At 75.6% G+C, this 24,739-nt stretch carries 19 protein-coding genes; 12 read left to right on the top strand and 7 right to left on the bottom strand.

Features of this window, described 5'->3' with window-relative positions; translation table 11 throughout:
- Positions 1-97 precede the first annotated feature (97 nt).
- Both ACYVO2_RS28315 and ACYVO2_RS28310 read left to right on the top strand, forming a co-directional pair.
- On the top strand, positions 98-922 hold the full coding sequence (locus ACYVO2_RS28315; RefSeq protein ID WP_461010867.1) for an SAM-dependent methyltransferase: 825 nt from the start codon (positions 98-100) through the stop codon (positions 920-922).
- Between the two features lie 272 nt (positions 923-1,194).
- Positions 1,195-2,577 (top strand): cytochrome P450, encoded by a 1,383-nt coding sequence (locus ACYVO2_RS28310; RefSeq protein ID WP_461010866.1) that lies wholly within the window; start codon positions 1,195-1,197, stop codon positions 2,575-2,577.
- Positions 2,578-2,641: 64 nt separating this feature from the next.
- Here the strand turns inward: ACYVO2_RS28310 and shc are convergent, their stop codons facing one another.
- The 4 genes from shc to ACYVO2_RS28290 form a co-directional block, all read right to left on the bottom strand.
- Positions 2,642-4,708, bottom strand: coding sequence for a squalene--hopene cyclase (gene shc, locus ACYVO2_RS28305; protein ID WP_461010865.1), 2,067 nt, complete (start codon positions 4,706-4,708; stop codon positions 2,642-2,644).
- 300 nt (positions 4,709-5,008) lie between these two features.
- Complete coding sequence (locus ACYVO2_RS28300; RefSeq protein WP_461010864.1) at positions 5,009-5,485, bottom strand: ATP-binding protein; 477 nt, start codon at positions 5,483-5,485, stop codon at positions 5,009-5,011.
- A gap of 97 nt (positions 5,486-5,582) precedes the next feature.
- The gene (locus tag ACYVO2_RS28295) at positions 5,583-6,704 is read right to left on the bottom strand and encodes a polyprenyl synthetase family protein (RefSeq protein ID WP_461010863.1); all 1,122 of its coding nucleotides are present in this window, start codon (positions 6,702-6,704) and stop codon (positions 5,583-5,585) included.
- 119 nt (positions 6,705-6,823) lie between these two features.
- The gene (locus ACYVO2_RS28290; RefSeq protein WP_461010862.1) at positions 6,824-8,665 is read right to left on the bottom strand and encodes an ABC transporter ATP-binding protein; all 1,842 of its coding nucleotides are present in this window, start codon (positions 8,663-8,665) and stop codon (positions 6,824-6,826) included.
- Positions 8,666-8,739: 74 nt separating this feature from the next.
- On the opposite strand from ACYVO2_RS28290, the gene ACYVO2_RS28285 reads away from it, so the two are divergent.
- The 4 genes from ACYVO2_RS28285 (at position 8,740) to ACYVO2_RS28270 (ending at position 15,499) form a co-directional block, all read left to right on the top strand.
- Positions 8,740-9,315: a TetR/AcrR family transcriptional regulator gene (locus ACYVO2_RS28285; protein WP_461010861.1), complete on the top strand. Its 576-nt coding sequence runs from the start codon at positions 8,740-8,742 to the stop codon at positions 9,313-9,315.
- 332 nt (positions 9,316-9,647) lie between these two features.
- The gene (locus ACYVO2_RS28280; protein WP_461010860.1) at positions 9,648-13,400 is read left to right on the top strand and encodes an nSTAND1 domain-containing NTPase; all 3,753 of its coding nucleotides are present in this window, start codon (positions 9,648-9,650) and stop codon (positions 13,398-13,400) included.
- Between the two features lie 365 nt (positions 13,401-13,765).
- Complete coding sequence (locus ACYVO2_RS28275) at positions 13,766-14,812, top strand: medium chain dehydrogenase/reductase family protein (RefSeq protein ID WP_461010859.1); 1,047 nt, start codon at positions 13,766-13,768, stop codon at positions 14,810-14,812.
- 54 nt (positions 14,813-14,866) lie between these two features.
- Positions 14,867-15,499: an ABC transporter permease gene (locus ACYVO2_RS28270; RefSeq protein ID WP_461010858.1), complete on the top strand. Its 633-nt coding sequence runs from the start codon at positions 14,867-14,869 to the stop codon at positions 15,497-15,499.
- Between the two features lie 156 nt (positions 15,500-15,655).
- Here ACYVO2_RS28270 and ACYVO2_RS28265 read toward each other — a convergent pair whose 3' ends face one another.
- A complete protein-coding gene (locus ACYVO2_RS28265) occupies positions 15,656-16,162 on the bottom strand; it encodes a GNAT family N-acetyltransferase (protein ID WP_461010912.1) in 507 nt (168 codons plus the stop codon).
- 189 nt (positions 16,163-16,351) lie between these two features.
- Between ACYVO2_RS28265 and ACYVO2_RS28260 the strand changes: the two genes are divergently transcribed.
- The 4 genes from ACYVO2_RS28260 (at position 16,352) to ACYVO2_RS28245 (ending at position 21,192) form a co-directional block, all read left to right on the top strand.
- Positions 16,352-17,428 (top strand): sigma-70 family RNA polymerase sigma factor, encoded by a 1,077-nt coding sequence (locus ACYVO2_RS28260; RefSeq protein ID WP_461010857.1) that lies wholly within the window; start codon positions 16,352-16,354, stop codon positions 17,426-17,428.
- 59 nt (positions 17,429-17,487) lie between these two features.
- Positions 17,488-18,960, top strand: coding sequence for an MFS transporter (locus ACYVO2_RS28255; RefSeq protein WP_461010856.1), 1,473 nt, complete (start codon positions 17,488-17,490; stop codon positions 18,958-18,960).
- A gap of 45 nt (positions 18,961-19,005) precedes the next feature.
- Entirely contained in the window at positions 19,006-19,770 is a 765-nt protein-coding gene (locus ACYVO2_RS28250) for an isocitrate lyase/PEP mutase family protein (protein ID WP_461010855.1), read from the top strand.
- A 489-nt stretch (positions 19,771-20,259) separates the two neighbouring features.
- Positions 20,260-21,192 carry a LysR family transcriptional regulator gene (locus ACYVO2_RS28245; protein ID WP_461010854.1) on the top strand — a complete coding sequence of 311 codons (933 nt, stop codon included), beginning with the start codon at positions 20,260-20,262 and terminating at the stop codon, positions 21,190-21,192.
- Here ACYVO2_RS28245 and ACYVO2_RS28240 read toward each other — a convergent pair.
- Positions 21,183-22,454, bottom strand: a complete 1,272-nt coding sequence (locus ACYVO2_RS28240; protein WP_461010853.1) for an erythromycin esterase family protein — start codon at positions 22,452-22,454, stop codon at positions 21,183-21,185. The genes ACYVO2_RS28245 and ACYVO2_RS28240 overlap by 10 nt on opposite strands.
- 59 nt (positions 22,455-22,513) lie before the next feature.
- The gene (locus ACYVO2_RS28235) at positions 22,514-23,296 is read right to left on the bottom strand and encodes a TetR/AcrR family transcriptional regulator (protein ID WP_461010852.1); all 783 of its coding nucleotides are present in this window, start codon (positions 23,294-23,296) and stop codon (positions 22,514-22,516) included.
- 117 nt (positions 23,297-23,413) lie between these two features.
- Between ACYVO2_RS28235 and ACYVO2_RS28230 the strand changes: the two genes are divergently transcribed.
- Complete coding sequence (locus ACYVO2_RS28230; RefSeq protein WP_461010851.1) at positions 23,414-23,632, top strand: hypothetical protein; 219 nt, start codon at positions 23,414-23,416, stop codon at positions 23,630-23,632.
- Positions 23,633-23,721: 89 nt separating this feature from the next.
- Positions 23,722-24,739: serine/threonine-protein kinase (locus tag ACYVO2_RS28225; RefSeq protein WP_461010850.1), on the top strand; the 1,018-nt coding region annotated here is incomplete at its 3' end.

Raw genomic sequence — 24,739 nt, 5'->3', positions numbered from 1 at the left:
GGTGCCCGGCCGCAGCGGAGGAAGGAATGCCTCGACGACCACGGGTCCGCCGGTCGGCGTCCGCCGTTCTCCGCCGTTCTCCGCATGGGAGGCCGTTATGCCCCACACGCCCGCCAGTCCGGTCGGGGAGTTCTACGACCAGGTCACGGATGTGACGCGCACCGTCTACGACGAGAACCTGCACTACGGCTACTGGCCCGACCCGGCCGCCGCCGACGGTTCACTGGCCGAGGCCACAGAACGGATGACCGGCGAACTCCTCACCCGCCTCGACGCCCGCCCCGGCCACCACGTCCTGGACATCGGCTGCGGCACCGGCAGGCCCGCCCTGCGCCTGGCCCGCGAAACCGGCGCCCAGGTCACCGGCATCACCGTCAGCCGGCACCAGGTGACCATCGCGACCACCGCGGCCCGCGACGAGGGCCTCCACCGGCAGGTCCGCTTCGAGCACGCCGACGCCGCCCACCTGCCCTACGACGACGCCTCCTTCGACCGCGCCCTGGCCCTGGAATCCATGTTCCACATGCCCGACCGCGCCCGGGTCCTCAAGGAGGCCGCCCGCGTCCTGCGCCCCGGCGGGCGCCTCGCCGTCGCCGACATCATCCTGCGGGAACCGGTGCGCGACCCGGCCCACCGCGCCGTGGTCGAGCGCTTCTGCGCACTGATGCGCACCACGTCCGTCGAGCGGATCGACGCCTACCCGGCGCTGGTGGAGGCGGCCGGTCTCGAACTGCTGGAGATCACCGATGTGACCGCCCACACCAGCCGCACGGCCCAGGAGATCCTGGGCAGCCTGCGAGCCCTGCGCGCACAGGACGTGGGTCAGGACGAGGAGGAGTTCAACGCGCACCTGGAGACCATGGAGGGCGTGGCCGCTCTGCCGCACTTCGGCTACGTGTTTCTGACGGCCCGCAAGCCCTGACGGCCCGCAAGCCCTGACGGCGGGGCCACGGCAGCGGCCCCGCCCGCTCTGCTCCTGTGCCATCTACCCCCATTTCGGGTGAAAACGGGACGAGAACCGTGGCGCCCCCGGAACCTGTCCAGTAGGACTGTCTCGACCGCGCGATGCCCCGCGGCCGTCGCCCCGCCCGGGGAAGCGAGCGCCCGCTCGAGGGTCCCCGGCGGACGGCGCGGCGCACCGCCGCGGACCGCCGGCGACACCCGCCGCCCCTACGCCCCCTTGGAGGCCCGAGGATGCAACCGGCAGGAGACGGCCACGCGCCGGCAGCCACCGCGACGGCGGAAGCGGACCCGCCCGGCACCGCGGACGTGCCGATGGTGTCCGGGGGCGTCCCCGGGCTCGGGCACCTGCCCGCCTTCGTGTCCGACCCGACCACGGTGCTGCGGAGCGGCTACACCGAGCACGGGCGGTCGTTCCGGCTGAACCTGGCGGGCCGGCCCGCGGTCGTGGTGCTGGAGCCGCAGCACTGGAAGCAGATGCTGACCCAGCCGGAGGCGACCTTGTCGATCGCCGCCTCCTACCCCTTCCTGCGGGCCATGTTCAGCGAGGACTTCTACCTCCTCACCCACGAGGCCGAGTACCAGCGGCAGCGCGAGCTGTACCTGCCGGCCTTCCGCGGCAAGCAGTTGCAGCAGTACGTCGGCGTCATGGAGCGCAAGACCCAAGAGCTCATCGGCGAACTGGGCGACCGGGGCGAGGCCGAGCTGGTGCACCTCACCGCGGCGCTCAACCTCAAGGTCAGCGCCCACTCGTTCCTCGGCGAGGAGTTCGGCGCCCGCTTCGGCGAGCTGCTCGAGGACTTCCAGGCGTTCTCCGGCAACGTGAGCTTCCTGCTGCCCACCTGGCTGCGCCCGGCCCAGACCTCGCGCAGCCGCGCCGCGCGCCGCAAGCTCAACCGCGTGGTCCACGAGTGCCTGGTCGAGCGGCGGGCCCGGCCACGCCCCGAGCCGGACTTCATGCAGTCGCTGAGCACCAGCCGGTACGCCGACGGGTCCCCGGTGCCCGACGAGGTGCTGGTCCAGCAGGCCCTGGGCCTGGTGTGGGCCGGCCAGGAGACCACCAGCGGCCAGCTCGCCTGGGCCCTGGTGGACGTGATGACCCACCCCGAGCACCAGGCCGCGATCCTGGCGGAGCAGGCCGAGCAGCTCGCCGACGCGGAAGGGCTCACCGTGGAGCGCCTGGACCGGCTGAAGGTGCTGCGCAGCGTGCTGTACGAGTCGGAGCGGCTGCGCCCGCTCGCCTTCCTCCTGGCCCGCAAGGCGATGCGCCCCCTGAACCTGGGCCCCCACGCGATCGCGCGCGGCACGATGGTGATGACCTCGCCCTACCTCGTCCACCGGATGGCCGAGGACTTCCCCGACCCGCACGCCTTCCGCCCGGAGCGCTTCCGGGAGAACCCCCAGTCCGAGAACCGGCTCCTCGGCTTCGGCGCGGGCCTGCACCGCTGCCTGGGCCAGCGCTTCGCCCGCCTGGAGACCCAGGTCGTCGTCACGATGCTGCTGCGCCACTACACCCTGGAGCTGCTCGACGCCCCGACGCCGACCGGCGGCCTGTTCCCCCGCGGGCTCAAGGGCCCGTGCCGCTTCCGCTACCGCCGCCGCACCGCGGAGGCGTGAGGGGTCCGGGCGGGCGGCGCGCCGCCCGCCCGGACCCCTCACGCCCGAACCCGTCGCGCGGCCCTCACCGGCCGGCCGGACCCCGTCCGCCGCCGGCGCCGCGCAGGTAGCGGCCGAGCGCGCTGAGCGGGAAGAGCAGCCGGTACATGTGGTAGTTGAGCGGCAGGTCGCGCGGGAACCCGGTGCCGGTGAACTGCGGCTCGTCCCAGGTGCCGCTGTCGAGCTGGGTGGCGGCCAGCCAGCGCACCCCGGCGGTGACGGCGTCGCTCTCGCGCTCCCCGGCGGCCAGCAGCCCGATCAGCGCCCAGGCGGTCTGCGAGGCGGTGGACTCGCCGCGGCCGCGCCACGCCGGATCGCTGTAGGACTCCCACGACTCGCCCCAGCCGCCGTCCGGGTTCTGGTGCTCGGTCAGCCAGGCCACCGCCCGGCGGATCGCCGGGTGGTCGGGGGGGAACCCGGCGTCGATCAGCGCCGGGAGGACCGCGCCGGTGCCGTAGACGTGGTTCACGCCCCAGCGGCCGTACCAGGAGCCGTCGCTCTCCTGCTCGCGCAGGATCCACTCGATGCCGCGCTGGGCCGCCGGGTGCGCCGCCTGGCCGACGGCGGCCATCATCTCCACGATGTGCGCGGTCACGTCCGCCGACGGCGGGTCGGTGACCTCGCCGAAGTCGCAGAACGGCAGTCGCGCGGGCAGCCGGCTGGTGTTGTCCGCGTCATAGGCCCCCCAGGCCCCGTTGCGCGACTGCATGCCGAGCACCCAGGCCACCGCCCGCCGCACCGCGCCCTCCACCCGCTCCGGCCGCGGATGCCTCACCCGCAGCAGCGCGAGCACCACCTCGGCGGTGTCGTCGGTGTCCGGGTAGTTGTGGTTGTTGAACCCGAAGGCCCATCCGCCGGGTGCCAGGCGGGGACGGCGCACGGACCAGTCGCCGTGCGTGGTCACCTCCTTGTCCAGCAGCCAGTCGGCGGCCTTCAGCACAGCCGGGTCGTCGGGCGCCACCCCGGCGTCGAGCAGGGCGGTCACCGCGAGGCACGTGTCCCACACCGGGGACTGGCACGACTCGATCCAGCGGCGGCCGTCGTCGGTGCGCACGGTGAACGCCTCGGCCGCCGCCAGGGCCGCGCGCAGCACGGGGTGGTCCAGGTCGTAGCCGAGCAGGCGCAGGGCGATGATCGAGTACACCAGCGGCGGCTGGATCCCGTTGAAGCAGCCGTCGTTCTCCTGCCGCTCGATGATCCACCCGGCGGCGGTCCGCATCGCCGCGCGGCGCAGCCTGCGCGGCGCGACCCGGCGCCAGCGGCGCAGCACGGCGTCCAGGCCGTGGAAGGCGCCGTCCCAGGAGGCCGCCGCGGGCCGCGGGCGGGCGGGGTTCGGGCACTGGGGATCGACGTGCAGCTCGTCGATGGGGAAGGGCGCGGCGACCACGGGGCGGTGCGCGAACACGATGGTCAGCGGCACGATCGCCTGCCGGGCCCAGCAACTGAACGAGTACAGGTTCAGCGGCGCCCAGCGGGGCAGGAAGATCATTTCCGGTGGCAGCTCGGGCAGGTCCTCCCAGCGCCACCAGCCGAACAGGGAGAGCCAGATCCGGGTGAACACCCGCGCCCGCGCCACACCACCGTGCTCGCGGACCCAGGAGGAGGCCGCGGCCATGTGCGGCGCGTCCGGCGCGTCACCGGCCAGCCGCAGGGCGATGTACCCCTCGACCGTGGCGGAGATGTTCCCGGGTCCGCCCACATGGGTGGGCCACGCCCCGTCCGGGCGCTGCTTGGCGCGCACCCACTCGGCCGTCGCCGCGGTCTCCTCCGGGGTGCGGATGCCGAGGTACTCCCGCAGCAGCAGGTCCTCGGCCTCCATCGTGACGTTGGTCTCGAAGTCGCCCTTCCACCAGCCCTCGGGGCTCTGGCGGGCCAGCAGCGCGGCGGTGGCCCGCTCCACCGCGCGGGCCGCCAGCGCCTCCGTCTCCGTGCCCGAGCGGGAGGCGCCGGCCGCGGCGCTCTCCCCGGCTTCCGGAGCCGCTGCCGGGCTCCGCGAGACCGCCACCCGCGGGGCGGCGCCGTCCTGCCGCGGCGGGTTGTCGGCTTCGGCGGCCGCCTCACGCCCTCCGGGGAGGGCGGCATCCTTCTCCATGACCACTGACGACTCCCGACGGAAAGGCACACGCCACGAGGCGCTCGATCACGCTCGGGTCGCATGACGCTACTGTCCGCCTTCTTCCCTATGCCCGGAAGAACCGAGCCCCCGTCACCCGGACGGGCATGGGTTCTCCACCCGCACTCAGCAGTGGGCGCACGGCCGTACGAATGAGAGACCCGCCGGCCCGCCATTCCGGGGCGGCGGAAGGGGCAGGAGGGTCGGGAGGGGCGGCGTGGGCGGGGGAGAAGGCTCGCCGGCGCCGGGAGCGCGCGCCCCGGCGGGGCGCGGCCGTGCTCAGGGCCGGCGGCCCGCGGGGTCGCCGCCCGGGTCGTCGGCGAGCGCGATGGAGGCGGTGGATCGCTTGCCGACCGGCTCCCGGCGGACCTCGTACCCCTGGCAGAGGGCCATGACGATCTCCAGCCCGTGCTGGCCGACCCTGCCGGGGTCGGCGGCCCGGGCCACCGGCAGCACCGGTTCGCTGTCCCACACGGTGATCTCGACGGCGCCGCCGCGGACCTGGAGGTCCAGGACGCACGGCCCCGGCGCGTGCTTGACGGCGTTGGTCACCAGCTCGCTGACCACCAGTTGCACCGTGTCCCGCGCCCGCGCGGACACCGGCAGGCCGTGCACCGCCTGCACCCGGGTGAGGAAGTCCACGGCGAACTCGCGCGCCCGCCCTATGCAGCCCGTGTCGCCCTCGTACGCGACGGACGCCGCCACCGGCCCCTCGACCGGTGCCTGCCGCCCGACCTCACCCCCGGCTGCGCTCACGGCGCCCCCTTCCACTCCCCGCACCCTATGTGTGCCCCCGCCGCGGCGGGGGCACGCGGCGCCCGCCCGCCGGAGCGCGCGGCCGCCGCCGCGGACCCTACGTGGCCCGGTCCACGGCGTGCTGGGCGAGGGTGCGCAGGGTGGCGCGGACGTCCGGGGGGAAGCGGGCCCCGTCCAGGGCGCGCAGCGCTTCGGCGTGCCGGCGGCGGATCATGTCCTCGACCTCGGCGCGGGCGCCGGTGCCGGTGAGGACGGCGCGGAGGCGGTCGGCGTCGGCGCCGGTGAGGCGCGGGTCGCCCAGCAGCCCCTCCAGGACCGCGCGCCGTTCCCGGTCGGCGCGGCGCAGGGCCAGCGCGGTCAGCGCCGTGTGCTTGCCCTCGCGCAGGTCGTCCAGCGGGGACTTGCCGGTGGAGCGCGGGTCGCCGAAGACGCCGAGGAGGTCGTCGCGCAACTGGAACGCCTCGCCCAGCGGCAGGGCGTAGGCCGTCAGCGCGCGCCCCACGCCGTCCCCGGCCCCGGCGAGGGCGGCGCCGATCAGCAGCGGGTAGCGGACGGTGTAGCCGGCGGTCTTGCCGCGGGCGATGCGCAGCGCCGCCTCGACGTCGGGCGTGGGCCGGCCGGCCGAGGTGAGGTCGAGGTACTGGCCGTGCATCACCTCCTGCCGCATCGCGTCGATCAGCGGCAGCACCCGCTCGCTCTGACCGGGGCTCAGGCCCGCCGTGTGCAGCAGCTCGTCCGACCAGACCAGCGCCAGGTCGCCCAGCAGGACGGCCAGGGCGACGCCGAGGCGCCGCGCCGACGCCCGCGGCCGGCCGGCGGCGCAGGAGGCGGCCAGGAGGCGGTGCAGCGAGGGCCTGCCGCGGCGCGCGGGGGAGCGGTCCATGACGTCGTCGTGGATGAGCGCGAAGGCGTGGAACATCTCCAGCGCCGCGGCGACGGTGACCACCTCGCGCGGTGTCCCGCGGCCGCCCGCGGCGTGCCAGCCGGCCGCGCACAGGGAGGGGCGCAGCCGCTTGCCGCCGCCCAGCACGAAGTCGCGCAGCACCGCGGCGGCCTCGGCCGGGGCCGCCCCGCCGGCCCGGCCCGGGCCCGCCTTGCCCTCCAGGAACCCCAGCAGGCAAGCCTCGACCTGCCCGCGCAGCGCGGGCAGGTCGAGCCCCGCGGGCCGCGCGGGGCGGCCCGGTCCGGCGCCTGCCGGTTCCTGGGGCTGCTCGGTCATGTTCGCACCGCCGCGTGAAGCGACATATACGGCATATACGGCAGACCCACCATATCTCCCGCACCTGCCGAGGACGTGCTTCCGCGTGGCGGGGGAGGGTCGCGGGCGGCCCGGGGCGGTCAGCGGACCGGATCGCCCCCGGCCTCCCGCGCGGCGGGCACCGTCTCCGCTGCCGGTGCCCTGCCCCCGGCGATGCGCAGCGCCTCCACCAGGTCGCGGTACAGGGCGTCCGTCGCCAGCAGCGCACCGTGCCGGCCCCGGGCGCGGACGCGGCCGCCCTCCATCACCACGATGGTGTCCGCGTCGATCACGGTGGACAGCCGGTGCGCGACCGTGACCACGGCCCCGGTGGCGGCGCGGGAGCGGATGCAGTCGTGGACGGCGGCCTCGGTCAGCCCGTCGAGCTGCGCGGTCGCCTCGTCCAGGAGCAGCACGTCGGGGGTGCGCAGCAGGGCCCGGGCCAGGGCGATGCGCTGGCGTTCGCCGCCGGAGACGGTGGTGGACGACAGGGGCGTGTCCAGGCCCTCCTCCAGGGCGTCGACCTTCTCGGCCAGCCGGACGTCGCGCAGCACCCGGCGCAGCTCCTCGTCCGTCGCGTCGGGGCGGGAGAGCAGCAGGTTGTCGCGGATGGAGCCGGGCACGATCGGGGTGTCCTGCTCCACGTACGCCAGCTTCGCCCGGATCTCGCCGTGCGAGTGGTCGCGGTACGGGCGCCCGTCCAGCAGCAGTTCGCCCTCGGTCGGCTCCAGGAACCGCAGGATCAGCGAGAAGAGGGTCGTCTTGCCCGCCCCCGACGGGCCGACGATCGCGGTGTGCCCGCGCCGCGGCACGGCCAGGTCGACGCCGCGGACCGCCGGTTCCGCGTCGGGTCCGTAGGCCGCGCCCACGCCCCTCAGCTCCAGCACGGGCACGGTGCCGCGGCGGTCCGGGTCCGGCGCGGGACGGGGCGGGCGCGCCGGGTCCGCCGGGCCGGCGGGGTCCTCGATCCGCAGGTCGTCGGTCTGGCGTATGCGCTCGGCGGCGGCGATGCCCGCCTGGAGGGCGGTGACGTTCTGGCTCAGTTCGGTGATCGGGTCCATCAGGCCGAACGCGAACAGCAGGAACGCGATCAGGCTGGAGACCTCCAGGCGCCCCTCCTCGACCCGCCACGCCCCCACGCCGAGGATCACGATGATCGCCAGTTGGATGCCGGACCAGGCGATCGTCCAGGCCAGCGCCTCGCGGCGCACCGCCCGGATCCCGTGCTCGGCCGAGGACCTGGCGTCGGCCACGATCCGCTCGGCGGTGCGCTCCTCGGCGCGGCTCACCTTCACCGTCCGGATGGCCCGCAGCGTGCCCTCCAGCGCACCGCCGAGGCGCCCGATGTGCTCCTGCGCCTGCTGCTGGGCCTTGGCGATGCCCGGCATCAGCACCGCGAACAGCACACCGATCACCGCCACCGCGGCCACGGTGGTGCCGAGCAGCGTCAGGTCGAGCACGGCCATCAGGACGAGGGTGCCCACCAGCATCACCGTCCCGTTGATCAGGCCGACCAGGGCGCCGGTGGCGGCTTCGCGGAGCAGCACCGTGTCGGAGGTGACGCGGGTGACGAGCTCGCCGGTCGGGCGGCGGGTGACGGCGGGCACGGTGGCGCGCAGGAAGCGCCGCACCATGGACTCGCGGGCCTCCAGCACCACGCGCTCGCCCAGCGCGCCCAGCAGGGTCCACTGCCGGTAGGAGACGGCGCTGCCCACGACGAGCAGCGCCAGCAGCACCCCCACGGGGCGGGCGAGGGAGGACGAGTCCCCCAGGGCGTCGATCACCTCCTTGGTGACCATGGGCGTGGCAAGCCCCAGCGCCGAGCCGACCAGGGCCAGCAGCAGCGCCCGCACCAGCGCGGCCTTGTGCGGCCGGGCGAACGACCACAGGATCCCCAGCCGCGGCAGGGCGGCCTCTCGAGCAGCACTCTCTGGAACGTCCATGCCATGAATGGAACATCACTGTTCCGCAATGGTCAAACGCATTTCAGACCGGGAGGGAGCGCTACCGTATCCGTATGAGCGAAGACCGCAGCGCGGTGGCCGAGAGCGGGACGCGGGCGCGCACCCGGCGCGCCATCCTGGACGCCGCCGCCTCCGTGCTGTCCACGGACCCCGCCGCCTCGCTCGGCGACGTGGCGGCGGCCGCGGGCGTGGGCCGCACCACCGTCCACCGCTACTTCCCCGAGCGGTCCGACCTGCTGGCGGCCGTGGGCGCGGACATCCTCGACCAGATCGCGGCGGCCACCGAGCGCGCCCGGCTGGAGGACGGCCCCGCCCCCAAGGCCCTGGAGCGGCTCTGCCAGGAGTACTTCGAGCTCGGCGACCGCCTCACGCTGCTGTTCGACGTGCCGCAGTTGATCAACGGCCCCGAGTGGGAGCAGGAGACCCCCGCCGACCGGGCGCTGCACCGCGCCATCGAGCGCGGCCAGGCGGAGGGCGCCCTCGACGCCGGGGCGGACGCCGAGTGGATCCAGAACGTGATGTGGGCCCTGCTCTACTCGGCCTGGCACCGGACCCGCTCCACCGGCACCCCCAAGCACGCGGCGCTGACCCTGTGCCTGCACACGCTCAGGAAGGCCATCGCCCCCTGACGGCGCCCCGCCCCCGCCCCCCCCGGGCGGGGGCGGCTGACACGGCCCGGAAGGTGCTTCCCCCTCGTCAAGCACCTTCCGGACCCCGGCGGCACCGGCTCCAGGTTCGACGCCCGTGGTGTTGTTCAGCAGCCCCCGCGCGTCACTGTGAAAAATCCCGCCTCCCCCGCCCCAGGAAAAATAGAATCTTCATACAAAATTGTTTTCCAGATTTCCTCGGACCCCGAATGGAACTCCCCGATCCGCTTGCTGGCCGATATTCCGCATGCCTACCGTGGACGCGCACGACCCGGGGGCGCGGCAGCCGACAACGGCGAGGAACAGGGGCGGGAATGGGGCGTGGTGAAGGCCCGTTGGACCCGGCGGCCGGACCGGTGCCGCGCTTCGCGCTCGAATTACGCGAACTGCGCAGGAAAGCCGGCGGACCCACCTACCGGACGATGGCCGAGAAGGCCGGGTATTCGGTCACCGCGCTGTCCCAGGCCGCCGCCGGGCAGCACTTCCCGACGCTGCCGCTCACCCTCGCCTACGTGCGCGCCTGCGGCGCGGACCCGCAGGAGTGGGAGCAGCGCTGGCTGCGGACGTTCGAGGAGATCGCCCGCTCGCGACCCGACGACGCCGCGGACGCGCCGTACCGGGGCCTGGCCCGCTTCGAACCCCGGGACGCGGCCCTGTTCTTCGGCCGCGACCGGCTCGCCGACCGGATCGCCCGCCTCGCCCGGCGGCACCGCTTCACCGCCGTCTTCGGCTCCTCCGGCAGCGGCAAGTCCTCCCTGCTGCGCGCCGGGCTCATCCCTCGGCTGCGGCAGCCGGAGGACGGCGCGCCGCGCCCGGCCGCGGTCCGCATCCTCACCCCGGGCGAGCACCCGCTGCGCAGCCACGGCCCGCGGCTGGCCGCCCCGCCCGGCGCCGACGGCGACACCTGGCTGATCGTCGACCAGTTCGAGGAGCTCCACACCCTGTGCCGCGACCCGGCCGAGCGGGCCGCCTTCGTCGACCGGCTGCTGGCCGCCAGGGACCCCGGCAGCGGGCTGCGGGTGGTGATCGCCGTGCGGGCGGACTTCCTGCACCGCTGCACCGAGCACGCGGGGCTCACCGCCGCCCTCCAGGACGCCACCGTGCTCGCCGGGCCGATGGGCCGGGAGGAGCTGCGGGAGGCGATCGTCAAACCCGCCCAGGCGGCCGGGTACGTCGTGGAGCGCTCCCTGACCTCCCGTCTGCTGGACGAGGTGGAGGGCGAGCCGGGCACGCTGCCGCTGCTGTCCCACGCGCTGCTGGAGACCTGGCGCCACCGCAGGGGCCGCACCCTCAACGAGGCCGCCTACGAGGCCGCGGGCGGTCTGCGCGGCGCGATCGCCCGCACCGCCGAGGGCGTCCACGCCCGCTTCACCGCCCCCCAGGCCGACCTCGCCCGGCGGATCCTGCTGCGCCTGGTCGCCCCCGGTGACGGCGCCGCCGACACCCGCCGCCCCGCCGCCCGGGGCGAACTCGACCTGGGCGACCCGCGGGACGCCGCCAGGGTCGTGGAGAGCCTGGCGCGGGCCCGGCTGCTCGTCCTGGACGAGGGCACCGTGGACCTGGCCCACGAGGCGCTCATCACCGCCTGGCCCAGGCTGCGCGGCTGGATCGACGCGGAACGGGACCGGATGCGCACCCACCGCCGGCTCACCGACGACGCCCGCGCCTGGCAGGACCTGGGCCGCGACCCCGGGGCCCTGTACCGCGGCAGCCGGCTGGCCGCCGCCGTGGAGGCCTTCCCGGCCCCCGACCGGGACCGCGACCTCACCCCGCCGGAGCGGGAGTTCCTCGCCGCGTCGACACGTCAGCGGCACCGCGCGGTCCGGCTGCGCCGCACCGTGACCGCCGTGCTGGCCGCCCTGGTCCTGGTGGCGTCCGGCACCGCCGTCGTGGCGTTCCAGCAGCGCGCCTCCGCCCGCGCCGAACGCAACGCGGTCCTGCACGGCCAGGTGACGTCCCGGGCGGACAGCCTGCGGAGCACCCAGACGTCCCTGGCGGCCCAGCTCGACCTCGCCGCCCACCGCATGCGGCCGACCCCGGACCTGTACACGCGCCTGGTCGGCGACGCGGGGACCGCCCTGTCCACCCCGCTGGCCGGGCACCGGGACATCGTCGCCTCGGTGGCGTACAGCCCGGACGGCCGCACCCTGGCCTCCGGCGGCCACGACGGCACCGTGCGGCTGTGGAACACCGGGGGCCCTGGGCGCCCCCGCGGCGTCGGCGCGCCCCTGGCCGACCACTCCGGGCCGGTCGCCTCGGTGGCCTTCGCCCCGGACGGCCGCACCCTGGCCACCGGCGGCCACGACCACACCGTGCGGCTGTGGGACGTCCGGGACCCGGCCCGGCCCCGCCGCCTCGGCGCGCCGCTGGCCGACCACTCCGGGCCGGTCGTCTCCGTGGCGTTCGGCCCGGACGGCCGCACCCTGGCCACCGGCGGCGACGACGGCGTGGTGCGGCTGTGGGACGTCGACGCCCCGGCCCGGCCCCACCGCCTCGGCCCGCCCCTGGCCGACCACTCCGGCGGCGTCCGGTCGGTGGCGTTCAGCCGGGACGGGCGCACGCTCGCCACCAGCGGCTTCGACAGGACGGTGCGGCTGTGGGACGTCGGCGACCCCGGGCGCCCGCGCCGGCTCGGCGAGCCGCTGCGGGACCACACCGAGCCGGTCTGGTCGGTGGCGTTCAGCCCCGACGGGCGCACGCTCGCCACCGCAGGCTTCGACAGGACGGTGCGGCTGTGGGACGTCGGCGACCCCGGGCGCCCGCGCCGGCTCGGCGAGCCGCTGCGGGACCACACCGAGCCGGTCTGGTCGGTGGCCTTCAGCCCCGACGGCCGCACCCTGGCCAGCGCCGGCCGCGACGACACGGTGCGGCTGTGGAACCTCACCAACCCCGCCTACCCCAAGCCGCTGGGCCCGCCCCTGACCGACCACACCGACGGCGTCTGGACGGTGGCGTTCCACCCGGACGGGCGCACGCTGGCCACCGGCGGCTACGACCGGTCCGTGCGGGTGTGGCACCTGCCCGGCACGCTGCTGACCGGCTACACCAACCCCGTCACCGCGGTCGCGTTCGCCCCCGGCGACGTGCTGGCCACCGCCAGTACCGACGACCGCGCGGTGCGGCTGTGGCGCGCGCGGAACCCGGCCCGTCCGGTCCTGCTGGCCAAACTGGTCGGGCACGACGCGTCCGTCACCGCGGTGGCGTTCAGCAGCGACGGCCGCACCCTGGCCACCGGCAGCGCCGACCGCACGGCCAAGCTGTGGAACGTGCGCGACCCCGCCCGCCCCGTTCCCCTGGGCCCGCCGCTGGCCGGCCACCGCGACGGCGTCACCGCGGTCGCCTTCGGCCGGGGCGGCCGTCTGCTGGCCACCGGAGGCAAGGACGGCACCGCGCGGCTGTGGGACATCGCCGATCCCGCCCGCCCCGCACCGCTCGGCGTCCCCCGCGCCCGGCACCGCGACCAGGTCCTCTCGGTGGCCTTCCACCGGGACGGCCGCCTGCTGGCCACGGGCGGCGAGGACAACACGGCGCGGCTGTGGGACATCGCCGATCCCGCCCGCCCCGCCCCGCTCGGCGCCCCGCTCGCCGACCACCGCCACTTCGTCAACGCGGTCGCCTTCGCCCCCGACGGAAGGACCCTCGCCATCGGCGACGCCGACCGCAAGGTGCGGCTGTGGGACATCACCCGCCCCGCCCGCCCGACACCGCTCGGCCCGCCCCTGACCGGCCACAAGGGAGCCGTCACCGCGGTGGCGTTCAGCCCGGACGGCCGCACCCTGGCCACCGCAGGCTCCGACCACACGGCACGCCTGTGGAACCTCACCGACCGCGCCCGCCCCGCCGCCCTCGGGCAGCCCCTGACCGGTCACGGCGACACCGTCACCTCCGTGGCGTTCAGCCGCGACGGGCGCACCCTGGCCACCAGCAGCTACGACGTCAGCGTCCGCCTGTGGCACCTGGACGCCGACCGGGCCGCCCGGCGGATCTGCGCCGCCGGCAACCTGCTGACGCCCCGCCAGTGGCGACGGCACCTGCCGCACGTCCCCTTCCACCCGCCGTGCGGGTGACGCCCCGGCGCACCGGCCGGCGGTGATCCGGACGTCCACCACGAGGGCGGTTGACGGGATCGGTAGTGAGTGATTAGCTACTCACATGCCGACGGGGTCGCGCAACGGCCCGGGAGGCGGTCAAGGGGGCGGGCATCCGCCAGGTGTGCGCCCATCGGTCGCTTCCGCCGCGGAAGCTCTGCTCCTGTGCTGCCGCGTGCCGACGTGCTTCGGCTGTCATCGCGTACTGGTGACGGGGACGGCCGACCGCATCTCCGTCCAACCCCAGCCCCAACCCCAGCCCTCAACCCCCGACCGGCACTCTGATCAGCTCTCTTGAGTGAGTGATTAACCACTCAAAATCCTGTCCCGAAGGGAATCACCCCATGCACGCCACCGAGATCGTCCTCCCCGCCGTCGGCGAGCCCGAGAGCCTGCGGGTGCGGGTGCGGGAGCTGTCCGAGCCCGGGCCCGGGCAGGCCCTGGTCCGGGTGGAGGCCAGCGGCGTCACCTTCGCCGAGCAGCAGATGCGCCGCGGCAAGTACTACGACATGCCCGCGTTCCCCTTCGTCCCCGGCTACGACCTGGTCGGCGTTGTCGAGGAGCTGGGCCCGCCGGTGCCCGGACAGCCCGCGGTGTCCGTGGGGCAGCGGGTGGCCGCGCTCACCAAGACCGGCGGGTGGGTGGACCACGTCCTGCTGGACGCCGGGGACCTGGTGCCCGTCCCGGACGGCGTGTCCGCCGCGGACGCCGAGACCATGGTCACCAACGGCGCCACCGCCTGGCGCATGCTGCACCGCACGGCGAAGGCCAAGGCGGGCGACACCATCGTGGTGCACGGGGCCAACGGAGGCGTCGGCAGCGTGCTGGTGCAACTGGCCCGCGCGGCAGGCATCACCGTCATCGGCACCGCCTCGGCCCGCAACCGGCAGGCCGTCACCGACATGGGCGCCATCGCCGTCGACTACCGCGACGACATCCTCGCCCGCGTCCGCGAACTGGCGCCGCGGGGCGTGGCGGCGGTCTTCGACCACGTCGGCGGCGAGGGCATCAAGGACTCCTGGCGGATGCTGGCACCCGGCGGCACCCTCGTGTCCTACGGCAGCGCGTCCACCCGCGACCGGGCCGGCAACGGGATGGTCACCGTCCTCGAACTCCTGGCCAGGCTCGCCCTGTGGAACGCCCTGCCCAACAAGCGCCACGCCCACTTCTTCAACCTGTGGGCGGGCAGGAAGCGGCACCCCGACACGTACCGCGCGTCCCTGCGCGAGGACCTCGGCCACGTCTTCGAGCTGCTCCGGTCGGGGGCGATCACGGCGAGGATCGACCGGGTCTACCCCCTCCACGAGGCCGCCGCCGCCCTGCGTCACGCCGAGTCCGGCACCGTCGTCGGCAAGGTCGTCCTCGCCCCGGCCGCCGGCACACGCGACTGACACCCCCGCCTCCGCGACGCCACCCCGCCCGCCCCACTTCCCCAGGAGACCGCCATGCCCGGAGCCGACCAGCTCACCGCCCCCGCCCGCACCCCCGCCCGCCACGGCCTGCCGGGACCGTCCCGTCCGGGCACCGTGCTCGACAACCGCGCCTCCTACACCGGCTTCGGCCTGGCCTGGCTGGCCGGGCACGGAGCCTTCGCCCTCGCCCACGGCGACGAGCCGCTGCTCGCGCTGCCCTCCGCCGTCCCGGCCGTCGTGCTGCTCACCGGACTGGTGGCGGCCGTGGCCGTCACGGCCGCCACCAACGCCAGGGACCAGAAGGGAGCCGACCGCGACGCGGCACTGGCGGGCAGGCTCCTGGGAGCCTCGTGGGCGATCGGGTTCGCCGCGCTGTTCCTGATGATCACCGCCCTGGGCGGGGTGCTGGACGAGCGGCACGTGCACACGGTGCTGTGGCCGACCGGCTCCGGGCTCGTCGTCGGTCTGCTCCTCCTCGCGGGCGGCGCCGTCCACCGCGACCTGTCGCAGTACGCGCTGGGCGCCTGGCTGGCCCTCACCTCGTCCGCGGCCCTCTTCCTCGACGTCCCGAACCTGTACTGGGTGCTGGCCATCGCCGGCGGCGGGGGCTACCTCGTCGCCGCGGCCCTGGAGCCCCGCCGCCGGGCGGCGGCACTCGCGGCCTGACCGGCCCCGCACCCCGACGTCACCACCACCGGCGAGGCGACCGCGGACACCGCGGCCGCCTCGCCGCCGTCTCCCGCGCGACCGTCCCCGCTGGACGACGGCACCCGCGTCCGGCCCGGCGCGCGCCGGAGCCGTGCACCGCTACCGCGGGGGCAGTTACCGCGGGGGCAGTTCGTCGGCGAGCAGATCCATCAGCAGGGAGTCGTGCCAGGTGCCGTCGGGGCCCCGCTCGTACTGCCGCATCACGCCCACCGGGCGGAAACCGGCCTTCTCGTAGGCGCGGATGGCGGCGGCGTTGTCGACGGCGGGGTCGATCGTCAACCGGTGGTGGCCGTGGTCGTCCACCAGGTGCCGGGCGAGGGTGCGCACCGCGTCGGTGCCCAGTCCCCGGCCGTGCACCTTCGGGTCGAGGTAGATGTCGATACCGGCGTGCCGGTAGTCCGGCTCGTCCTCCTCCCACCACTGGATGGCGCCGACGACCCGCCCCCCGTACTCGATGGCCAGCGAGCGGTGGTCCGCGTCCCGCAGGTCGTCGGTGACGGCCGCCACGAGATCGGCCCCGCCCTGCCAGCGCGCGTACACCTCGGGCTCGGCCCGGATCCTGGCGAGGGCGGGCACGTCCCGCTCGTCGGCGGGACGCAACACCACTTGGTCACCGTGCAACCGCTCGTGCTCCTTCACGCCCCCGACGCTAGCCCTCCCGGCGCCCGCCCTCCACCGCATTGCCCCGCCGGGGCCCCGGGATCCCGGGGCGCGCGTCACCGGACCGCGGAAACTCTCCGCCGGGCGACCACTTTCCGGTCCCGGTGGTGTCCATCCATCCGAGAGGGACCGCAGGAGACAAGGAGCGACATGCGAGGGATACCGCCGCCGGGGGAGACCGGTGCCTCCGCCCGGGCCCGGCGCTCGGCCGAGGAACTGCTGGCGCTGGCGCGGAACGGGGACGGCGAGGCGTTCCGCGGGCTCGTCGAACCCCACCGACGCGAACTCCAGGTGCACTGCTACCGCATCCTCGGCTCGGTGCAGGACGCCGAGGACCTGCTCCAGGAGACGCTGCTCGCGGCATGGCGGGGCATCGGCGGCTACCAGGAGCGCGCCTCGGTACGGACGTGGCTCTACCGCATCGCGACCAACCGCTGCCTCAACGCGCTGCGGGCCGGCGCCCGCCGCCCGCCCGAGTACGCGGCCTACCAGCCGGAGGTCCCGTTGCCCGAGCCGTCGCGCCGCCGAGCCGAACCGAGCTGGCTGGAGCCCTACCCGGACGGGCTGCTCGACGAGATCGCCGACCGCACCCCGGGACCGGAGGCGCGGTACGAGGTCAGGGAGTCGGTGTCGCTGGCGTTCCTGACGGCGCTCCAGGAACTGCCGCCCAGGCAGCGGGCCGTCCTGGTGCTGCGCGACGTCCTGGGCTTCCGGGCCGCCGAGGTGGCGAACATGCTCGACACCACGGAGAACGCGGTGACCAGCGCGCTGAAACGGGCACGCGGCGCGCTGGCGCGGGAGCTGCCCGGCCCCGACCGGGAGAGCGCCCCGCTGCCGGACTCGCCGCGGGAGCGCCGGATCGTGGACGACTTCACCCGCGCGTTCGAGGCCGGGGACGTCGACGCGGTCGTGGCGCTGCTGACCGACGACGCGTACCTGACCATGCCGCCGCTGCCGCTGGAGTACCAGGGCCTGGACGCCGTCCGGCACTTCCTGGCCACGGTCGCGCTCCGCGCCTGCCGCCGGCACGTGCTCGTGCCGACGCGGGCGAACGGCCAGCCCGCGTTCGGCTGCTACCTGCGCGACCCGCGGACGCCGATCCTGCACGCGCACGGAGTGCTCGTCCTGACCCTGAGCGGCGACCGGATCAGCGGCCTGACCCGGTTCCTGGACAACTCGCTGCTGGAGCGATTCGGATTCCCGCGATCACTGCGCCCGCGCCCGTGAACGGCCGTGCGCGGTCGTCCGCCCGCGGTGGCCCCGGGCGGAAGCGGACCAAAGGAGAAATGTTGAGTGCCGACGCGGGACGGATGACGTCCACACAAGCATGGGTATTGGGGCTCGCCTCACTGGCGTCGTTCATGATGGCCCTGGACAGCCTGATCGTGACCACGGCGCTGACCACGATCCGGCAGGATCTGACGGCGTCGGTCGAAGCCCTCGAGTGGACGGTCAACGCCTACAACCTCACGTTCGCGGTCCTGCTGCTGACCGGGGCGGCGCTGGGGGACCGGTTCGGCCGCCGCCGGGTGTTCGTCGCCGGGCTGACGGTGTTCACCGTCGCGTCGGTGGCCTGCGCGCTGTCGCCGAACATCGGCGCCCTGATCGCGGCGCGGGCGGTGCAGGGGGCCGGCGCGGCCATGGTGCTGCCGCTTTCGCTCACCCTGATCAGCGCGGTGTTCCCGCCGCGGCAGCGGGGCAGGGCGATGGGCCTGTACCTGGGCATCACCGGTCTGGCCACGTTCAGCGGCCCGTTCGTCGGCGGCGTCATCGCCGAGGGGCTGGCCTGGCAGTGGATCTTCTGGCTGAACCTGCCGGTCGGGGTGGTCGCGGTCCTGCTCACGGCGCGGCGGGTCGAGGAGAGCCTCGGCCCGAACAACCGGTTCGACCTGGGCGGGGTCGTCCTGGTGACCCTGGGCGCGTTCGGCATCGTCTGGGGCCTGGTCCGCGGCAACGCGGCGGGCTGGGGCAGCGCCGAGGTGCTGGGCGCGCTGGGGCTCGGAGTCGCGCTGGTGGTGGCGTTCGTGCGGTGGGAGCAGCGCGCGGAGGCGCCGATGCTGCCGATGCGGTTCTTCCGCCTCAGGGCGTTCGCCACCGCCAACCCGGCGAACTTCTGCGTGTTCGCCTCGCTGTACGGCACGCTGTTCTTCCTCGCGCAGTACTTCCAGACCGTCCTCGGGGAAGGGCCGCTCGGCGCCGGACTGCGGCTGATGCCGTGGACCGCGACGCTGATGGTGTGCGCGCCGATCGCCGGCGCGCTGGCCGACAGGTACGGCGAGCGGCCGTTCGTGGTCGGCGGGCTGCTGCTCCAGACCGTCGGCATGGGCTGGATCGCCCTTGTCTCCGACACGGGCACGAGCTATCCGCAACTGCTGCCCGCGCTGATCCTCAGCGGCGCCGGGCTGACCATGGCCATGCCCGCGGCGCAGAAGTCGGTGGTCGCGGCGGTGCGGCCGCAGGAGATCGGCCAGGCGTCCGGGGCGTTTATGATGCTGCGGATCTTCGGCGGGGTGTTCGGTGTCACGGTGGCGGTCGCCGTCTTCGCGAGGGTCGGCGGCTACGGATCGGCCGAGGAGTTCACCGAGGGCTTCACGGCGGCGATGGGCGTGGTCACCGCGCTCTCGTTCCTCGGCATGCTCGTCGCGCTCGGCATGCCGGGCCGGCGGCCGACCGCCGTGACCGCCGGTTCCGCGGCGCGGGGCGGGGCCGCGCCGCCGCGGCCGGCGGACGCCGCACCCGAGGGCGCGACCGCCCCCTGACCCGTGTTCCCGCAACCCCCCTTCCCACCTCACCTGGAGAACTCGATGACCACTGACCTGACGGAACTGAAGGATCGTGCCCAGCGGCTCCGCGAGCTGCACAGCGGAGAGATGCTCGTGCTGCCCAACGCCTGGGACGCGGGCAGCGCGGCGGTCGTCGCCGAAGCGGGGTTCCCCGCGGTCGCCACCGCGAGCGCCGCCGTCTCGGCGGTGCTCGGCCACCCCGACGGCGAGGGCGCGCCGTGGCAGGAGATGTTCGCCGCGGCCGGGCGGATCGCCCGCGCGGTGCCGGTCCCGGTCACGGTGGACGCCGAGGCGGGATACGGCATGCGGCCGCAGGAACTGGTGGAGCGGCTGCTGGACATCGGCGCGGTCGGCTGCAACCTGGAGGACACCGACCACCGGGCGGGCGGCCTGGCCGACGCCGAGGCGCACGCCCAGTGGCTCGCGGACGTCCGCTCCGCCGCCGACGACACCGGGGTCCCGATCGTCATCAACGCCCGCATCGACACCTTCCGGCCCACCGACGGGACACCCGAGGAGGAACGGGTCGCGGAGACGATACGGCGGGGCCGGCTGTACCGGGAGGCGGGCGCCGACTGCCTCTACCCGATCGGCGTGCGCGACAGGACCGTCCTCGCCACCCTGGTCGCCGAACTCCCGGGACCCCTCAACGGCAACGTCAGTGACCAACTCGACCTGGCCGCACTGCGCGACCTGGGCGTGGCGCGCGTGTCCTACGGCCCCAGCTTCTACCGCGCGGCCCTGGCCGACCTGAGGACCACCCTCCAGAACCTCCGCACAGCCTGACCCGGCGCCCGCGAGCGCCGCCCCACCTCCCGGGGCCGGCGGGCCCGCCGCCCGCCGACCCCGGGGGTCCCACCGGTTCCCCGACCCGCACCGCTCCCGGGTGACGCGGTGGGCGGGCAGGGCCGGGCGCAGGGGTGGCCCGCCGCCGGCCGGGCCCCCGGAACTCCGGGTCGGGTGGGAGGCCCCCACCCGGTCGCCGTCGCTGTCGCGGCGGCGGTCGTGCCGGTGAGGGCGGACGGCGGTGCGGACAACCATCGGTTGACAGGCTCGGCACCCGCCTGAGCGGCAGGCGCCGGGCGACGTGACCGCGCGCCGCCCAAGCGCCGCCCGGAACGGCCGTGCCGGCGAGCGCCCACCCCTGGTGAAAAGTTGTCCGACCGGACGACCCGGCGTTGCCCGGCAGCATCGAAGCGAGCTCCGGACCGGGGATCGAACAACCCGCATGCCGCCAACGCACAACCAGAAGTTGTCCAACTAGGATGGTCCGCCGTGGACCTCAACGCCGTACGCACCTTCGTGGCCGTAGCGGACACCGGGCAGTTCCAGCGCGCCGCCGCCGAGCTGTCGCTCACCCAGCAGGCCGTCTCCAAGCGCATCGCCGCCCTGGAGGGGGAGGTGGGGGTGCCGCTGTTCACCCGCACCGCGCGCGGAGCCGAACTCACCATCGACGGGCAGGCGTTCCTGCCCCACGCCCGCGCGCTGCTGAAGGCCGAGGAGCGGGCCGCGGCCTCCGTCCGGCCCGGCAGCCGCGCGCTGCGCGTGGACGTGATCGGCCGGCGGGCCGCGACGGCCGGCCTGCTGCGCGACTTCCACCGCGCCAACCCGGACATCCCACTCGACGTCGTGACCCTCTTCGACGCCGACCAGGCCGTCGCCGCCGTCCACGCCGGCACCATCGACGCCACCTTCCGCGCCGTCACCATGCCCGGCCGGCGGCTCCCCGACGGCATCGCCGCCGTCCCGGTCCTCGACGAGCCCCTCCAGTTGTGCGTCGGCCCCGCCCACCCGCTCGCCGCCGCCCGCTCGATCACCCCCGCCCAGCTCGCCGGGCACCGCGTGTGGATGCCCGGCAACGCTCCGGGCACCGAGTGGGGCGCCTACTACGACGCGTTCGCCGCCGCCTTCGGGCTCACCATCGACACCGTCGGCCCCGACTTCGGGGTCGAGGCCCTCCTCGACGCGATCGCGGACTCCCCGCGGCTGGCGACCTTCTTCGGCGAGCGGACCCCCCTGGTCTGGCCCGCGGGCCACGATCTGCGGCGCATCCCCCTGCGCGACCCCACCCCGGTCTACCCCCACTCGCTGCTGTGGCACACCGGCAACCCGCACCCCGGGCTCGCCGCGCTGCGCGACCACCTCACCGCCGCCCGGCCGCGCCGCCCCGGAGCCGGCACCTGGCGGCCGGCCTGGGCTCAGCCCTGAGCGGCGAGCGGCCGGGAGCTGTGCGAGACCGCGACGTAGGCCAGCCCGTCATAGGCGTCGGCCAGGGTGACGGGGCTGTGGTGGAGGCGGTACGTCCACCGGGGGACCAGCGCGCCGAACTCCCGCGTCATGTGGCGGCCGTGCAGCCACTGCCGGACCGCCCGCGGCCCGCCGTGCGCGCCGCGCAGGTCCACGAGGTGGTCGCCGGGGTTGGCGGCGGCCAGGTGGGCCTCCACCGCGGTGGCGCGGGCGGGCCCCACCCGGTTGGCGACGGCGGCTCCGGGGCGGGGCCGCGCCCACGGGCCCGGCCACACCCGGCGGGCCCGGAAGGAGCCCCGTCCGAACAGCAGGCCGAGCGCGTAGTAGGCGTCGCCGTACCGGGCACGCAGGTGCTGTCCCAGCGCCGGGACGGCGCCGCCCCCGTAGCGGGCGGCGGCGATGTGGCCGTTGTGCGCCCACAGGGCGACCTTGGCGGACGGATCGCCGAGGAGGTCGCCGACCGCGTCGGCCATGTACCGGTCGCGGACGGCGAACACGGTCCGCTCCGGGTCCCCGTGCCGCCTGGGGCGGGTGGCCAGGTCGGCGGCCCGGCACAGGATCCGGGCGTGGCGGATCGCGTCGGCCGCCTCGGGGGCAGTGCCGAGGACGAGGTCGAGCAGCGCCTCGGCGTCGCGGAGCAGGCGCTGCCCGGGGTCGGGGCGCGAGCCCGGGGACGCCGTGGCCAGCACGGCGAGCGAGGCCAGCAGCCCCTCCGCGCGACCGGGCACCACCGACCGCAGCAGGGGGCCGAGCACCGCCAGGGAGGGTCCGCACCACTGGGGGTCGATGCCCGCGAAGCGCACCTTCCGCGCCTCGGGGCGGCCCCGGTTCCAGGCCCGCATCCACTCGACCATCGCCAGCACCTCCTCGGTGCGCCAGGTCCAGAACCCCAGCCCCGCCAGGGCCTTGGCGCCGTCACCGGTCCCGTGGCGCACATACGCGTCGACGGCCGGCGCCGCCGACGCGCTCGCCTCCATGGCCAGGACCGAGAACCCCAGCTCCGTCACCAGGAACTCCAGCAGACGGTGCTTGAGCCGGAAGAACTCGCTGGTGCCGTGCGTGGCCTCGCCCATGCCCACGATCCGCACACCGTCCAGGACGCCCTTCAGCGGCTGGAGGTCGGCGGTGGACGCGCCCGCGGCCAGGCCCGCCAACGGCACGGCGTTCCCGGCCAGCCACTCCGTCACCTCGGGGGACACCGGCTCGCGATCCGCTGACGACATGTCCACCGAGGCTAGCGGAGCGGGTCGGGCCCGCGGCGGGCCGGGGGCCGCCCCCGTGCTCAGCCGCCCGGCCGGGCGGAGGCGTCGGCGGGGAAGATCCGGGCCAGGTGGTAGTCCAGCACCGCCCGCGCCTCCGTCAAGGAGCGGCGCCCGTGCAGCACGTCGAGGCCGAGCCCGGTGGCTCCGGACACCAGCAGGTCGGCCTCGTGCCGCCGGTCGAGGCGCGGCGCCGTGCTCCCGGCCGCCTCGCCCGCCGCGATGATGTCCGCGACCAGTTGCTCCAACGGCTGCTCCGCGGCCAGGAAGACCGCCGCGAGTGACGGGTCGGTCAGGCTGCGGGCGTAGTACGCCGCGAACACCCGCAGGGCGAAGGCCCGCTGCTCGTCCAGCGGCAGGAACTCGTCGAGCAGCGCCCGCAGCAGTCCGCGCGGTTCCGTCATGCCGTACGGGATGCGCGCCCTGGCCAGCCGCTCGTTCTCCTCGTGCAGCAGGCGCAGCGCCTCGACCAGGAGGGCGTGCTTGCCGTCGAAGTGGTACTGGACCACCCGCAGCGACACCCCGGCCTCCGCCGCGATCGCGCGCATGCTCGCCGCGTCCAGGCCCCGCCCGGCGGCGATGCGCCACACCGCCTCGGCGATCCTGCGCCGCTGCCGGGCCCCGGTGCCCGTCGGCCGCGCCACCGGCGGCACGGCCGGGGCACCCCGCGCGGGCAGGCGCTGCTTGCGCCGGCGGTACGCCCTGGCCTGGCAGCTCCGCGAGCAGTAGACGGGCGGGCGGCCCCGCCCCGAGCGGGCCGCGGGGGCGCCGCACATCGGGCACGCCCGCGCTTTTTCGTCACGCACACCTGTCACCGTAGCGCCGCGGAAAGTGTGACGTAAAGGCGATCTCAGGTGGAAATACGCGGAGCTCATGCCCTTTCATTGATACGTCCGTAACGTTTCCTCTCGGAGAGGCAGACCGTGAAGCACGACGTCCTCCAGGTTCTCGGCATGACCGTGATGGTGGTGTTCGGCCAGGGGCTCATCCGGATCCTCGTCGACCACGGCGACCGGGGGCTGCTCGGGTGGCTGCCCGGCGGCTTCACCCCGGCGCTGCTCGCCCACACCGCCCTGACCGCCCTCGGCGCCGCCCTCACGAGCCGGGCGCACACGCGGGCGAAGGCCCTGGGCCGCCGCTGAGGCCCGCACCGCCGAGCCGGTCGCCGACCGCGGGGGCTCCCCGTGGACCTATCCTGAGGCACGATCGCGGGATCGGCGGAGGGGGACGGGTGACGCTGTCGCAGGGCGACCCTCGCACGGTGGGGCGGTACCGGCTGGAGCAGCGGCTCGGCTCCGGCGGCATGGGCGTGGTGTACCTCGCCACGTCGCCGTCGGGGCGGCGGGTCGCGGTGAAGGTGATCCGGCCGGAGATCGCGGCCGGCGAGGAGTTCCGGGCCAGGTTCCGGCGCGAGGTGGCCGCCGCGCGGAAGGTCAGCGGCGCGTTCACCGCGCCGGTGGTGGACGCCGACCCCGACGCGGACCCGCCCTGGCTGGCCACCCTCCACGTCCCCGGGCCCTCCCTGCACCAGCGGGTCACCGAACGCGGCCCGCTGACCGCGGCGGAGGCGCGCGCGCTGGGCATCGGCCTCGTCGAGGCGCTGCGGGACATCCACCGGGTGGGCCTGGTGCACCGGGACCTCAAGCCCGCCAACGTGCTGCTCGCCGACGACGGCCCCCGCGTCATCGACTTCGGCATCTCCCGGGCGGCCGGCGCCGACCGGCTGACCCACACCGGGGTGCTCGTGGGCACCCCGCCGTTCATGGCGCCCGAGCAGTTCCTCGACCCGGCCCGCATCGGCCCGCCGACCGACGTCTTCGCGCTCGGCGCCGTCCTCGCCTTCGCCCTGGCGGGCCACGGCCCGTTCGACACCGAGTCCCCGTACGCCGTCGCCTACCACGTCGTCCACGAGGAGCCGCGGCTCACCGGCGTGGACGCCGCGCTGCGGCCGGTGATCGAGGCGTGCCTGAGCAAGGTCCCCGAGGACCGGCCGGACCTCGATGCCTTGCTGGCGACGCTGGAGGCGGAGGGGGCGGAAGGGGAGGGGGAGCAGGCTGCGGCCCCGGGACCCGCCGTGGAACCGGCCCCCGCCCCGTCCCCGCCGCGCCCCGCCGCCCGCCCGCCGCCTCCGGCCGCGCCCCCGCCCCCGGCCGAGGACGCGCCCCCGCCCCCCGAACCCCCCACCGGCGCGCGGCCGCCGCCCGCCGCCCCGTCCCCCGCCCCGACCCCGCCACCCGCGGAACCCCAGG

Source organism: Streptomyces capparidis (assembly GCF_054782095.1).
This window is presented reverse-complemented; position numbering and strand designations above follow the sequence as displayed.

Bases quoted from the DNA above. Each gene is read 5' to 3' on its own strand.
- ACYVO2_RS28315 (WP_461010867.1), top strand. From the start codon at position 98: ATGCCCCACACGCCCGCCAGTCCGGTCGGGGAGTTCTACGACCAGGTC.
- ACYVO2_RS28310 (WP_461010866.1), top strand. From the start codon at position 1,195: ATGCAACCGGCAGGAGACGGCCACGCGCCGGCAGCCACCGCGACGGCG.
- shc (WP_461010865.1), bottom strand. From the start codon at position 4,708: ATGGAGAAGGATGCCGCCCTCCCCGGAGGGCGTGAGGCGGCCGCCGAA.
- ACYVO2_RS28295 (WP_461010863.1), bottom strand. From the start codon at position 6,704: ATGACCGAGCAGCCCCAGGAACCGGCAGGCGCCGGACCGGGCCGCCCC.
- ACYVO2_RS28290 (WP_461010862.1), bottom strand. From the start codon at position 8,665: ATGGACGTTCCAGAGAGTGCTGCTCGAGAGGCCGCCCTGCCGCGGCTG.
- ACYVO2_RS28285 (WP_461010861.1), top strand. From the start codon at position 8,740: ATGAGCGAAGACCGCAGCGCGGTGGCCGAGAGCGGGACGCGGGCGCGC.
- ACYVO2_RS28280 (WP_461010860.1), top strand. From the start codon at position 9,648: ATGGGGCGTGGTGAAGGCCCGTTGGACCCGGCGGCCGGACCGGTGCCG.
- ACYVO2_RS28275 (WP_461010859.1), top strand. From the start codon at position 13,766: ATGCACGCCACCGAGATCGTCCTCCCCGCCGTCGGCGAGCCCGAGAGC.
- ACYVO2_RS28270 (WP_461010858.1), top strand. From the start codon at position 14,867: ATGCCCGGAGCCGACCAGCTCACCGCCCCCGCCCGCACCCCCGCCCGC.
- ACYVO2_RS28260 (WP_461010857.1), top strand. From the start codon at position 16,352: ATGCGAGGGATACCGCCGCCGGGGGAGACCGGTGCCTCCGCCCGGGCC.
- ACYVO2_RS28255 (WP_461010856.1), top strand. From the start codon at position 17,488: ATGTTGAGTGCCGACGCGGGACGGATGACGTCCACACAAGCATGGGTA.
- ACYVO2_RS28250 (WP_461010855.1), top strand. From the start codon at position 19,006: ATGACCACTGACCTGACGGAACTGAAGGATCGTGCCCAGCGGCTCCGC.
- ACYVO2_RS28240 (WP_461010853.1), bottom strand. From the start codon at position 22,454: ATGTCGTCAGCGGATCGCGAGCCGGTGTCCCCCGAGGTGACGGAGTGG.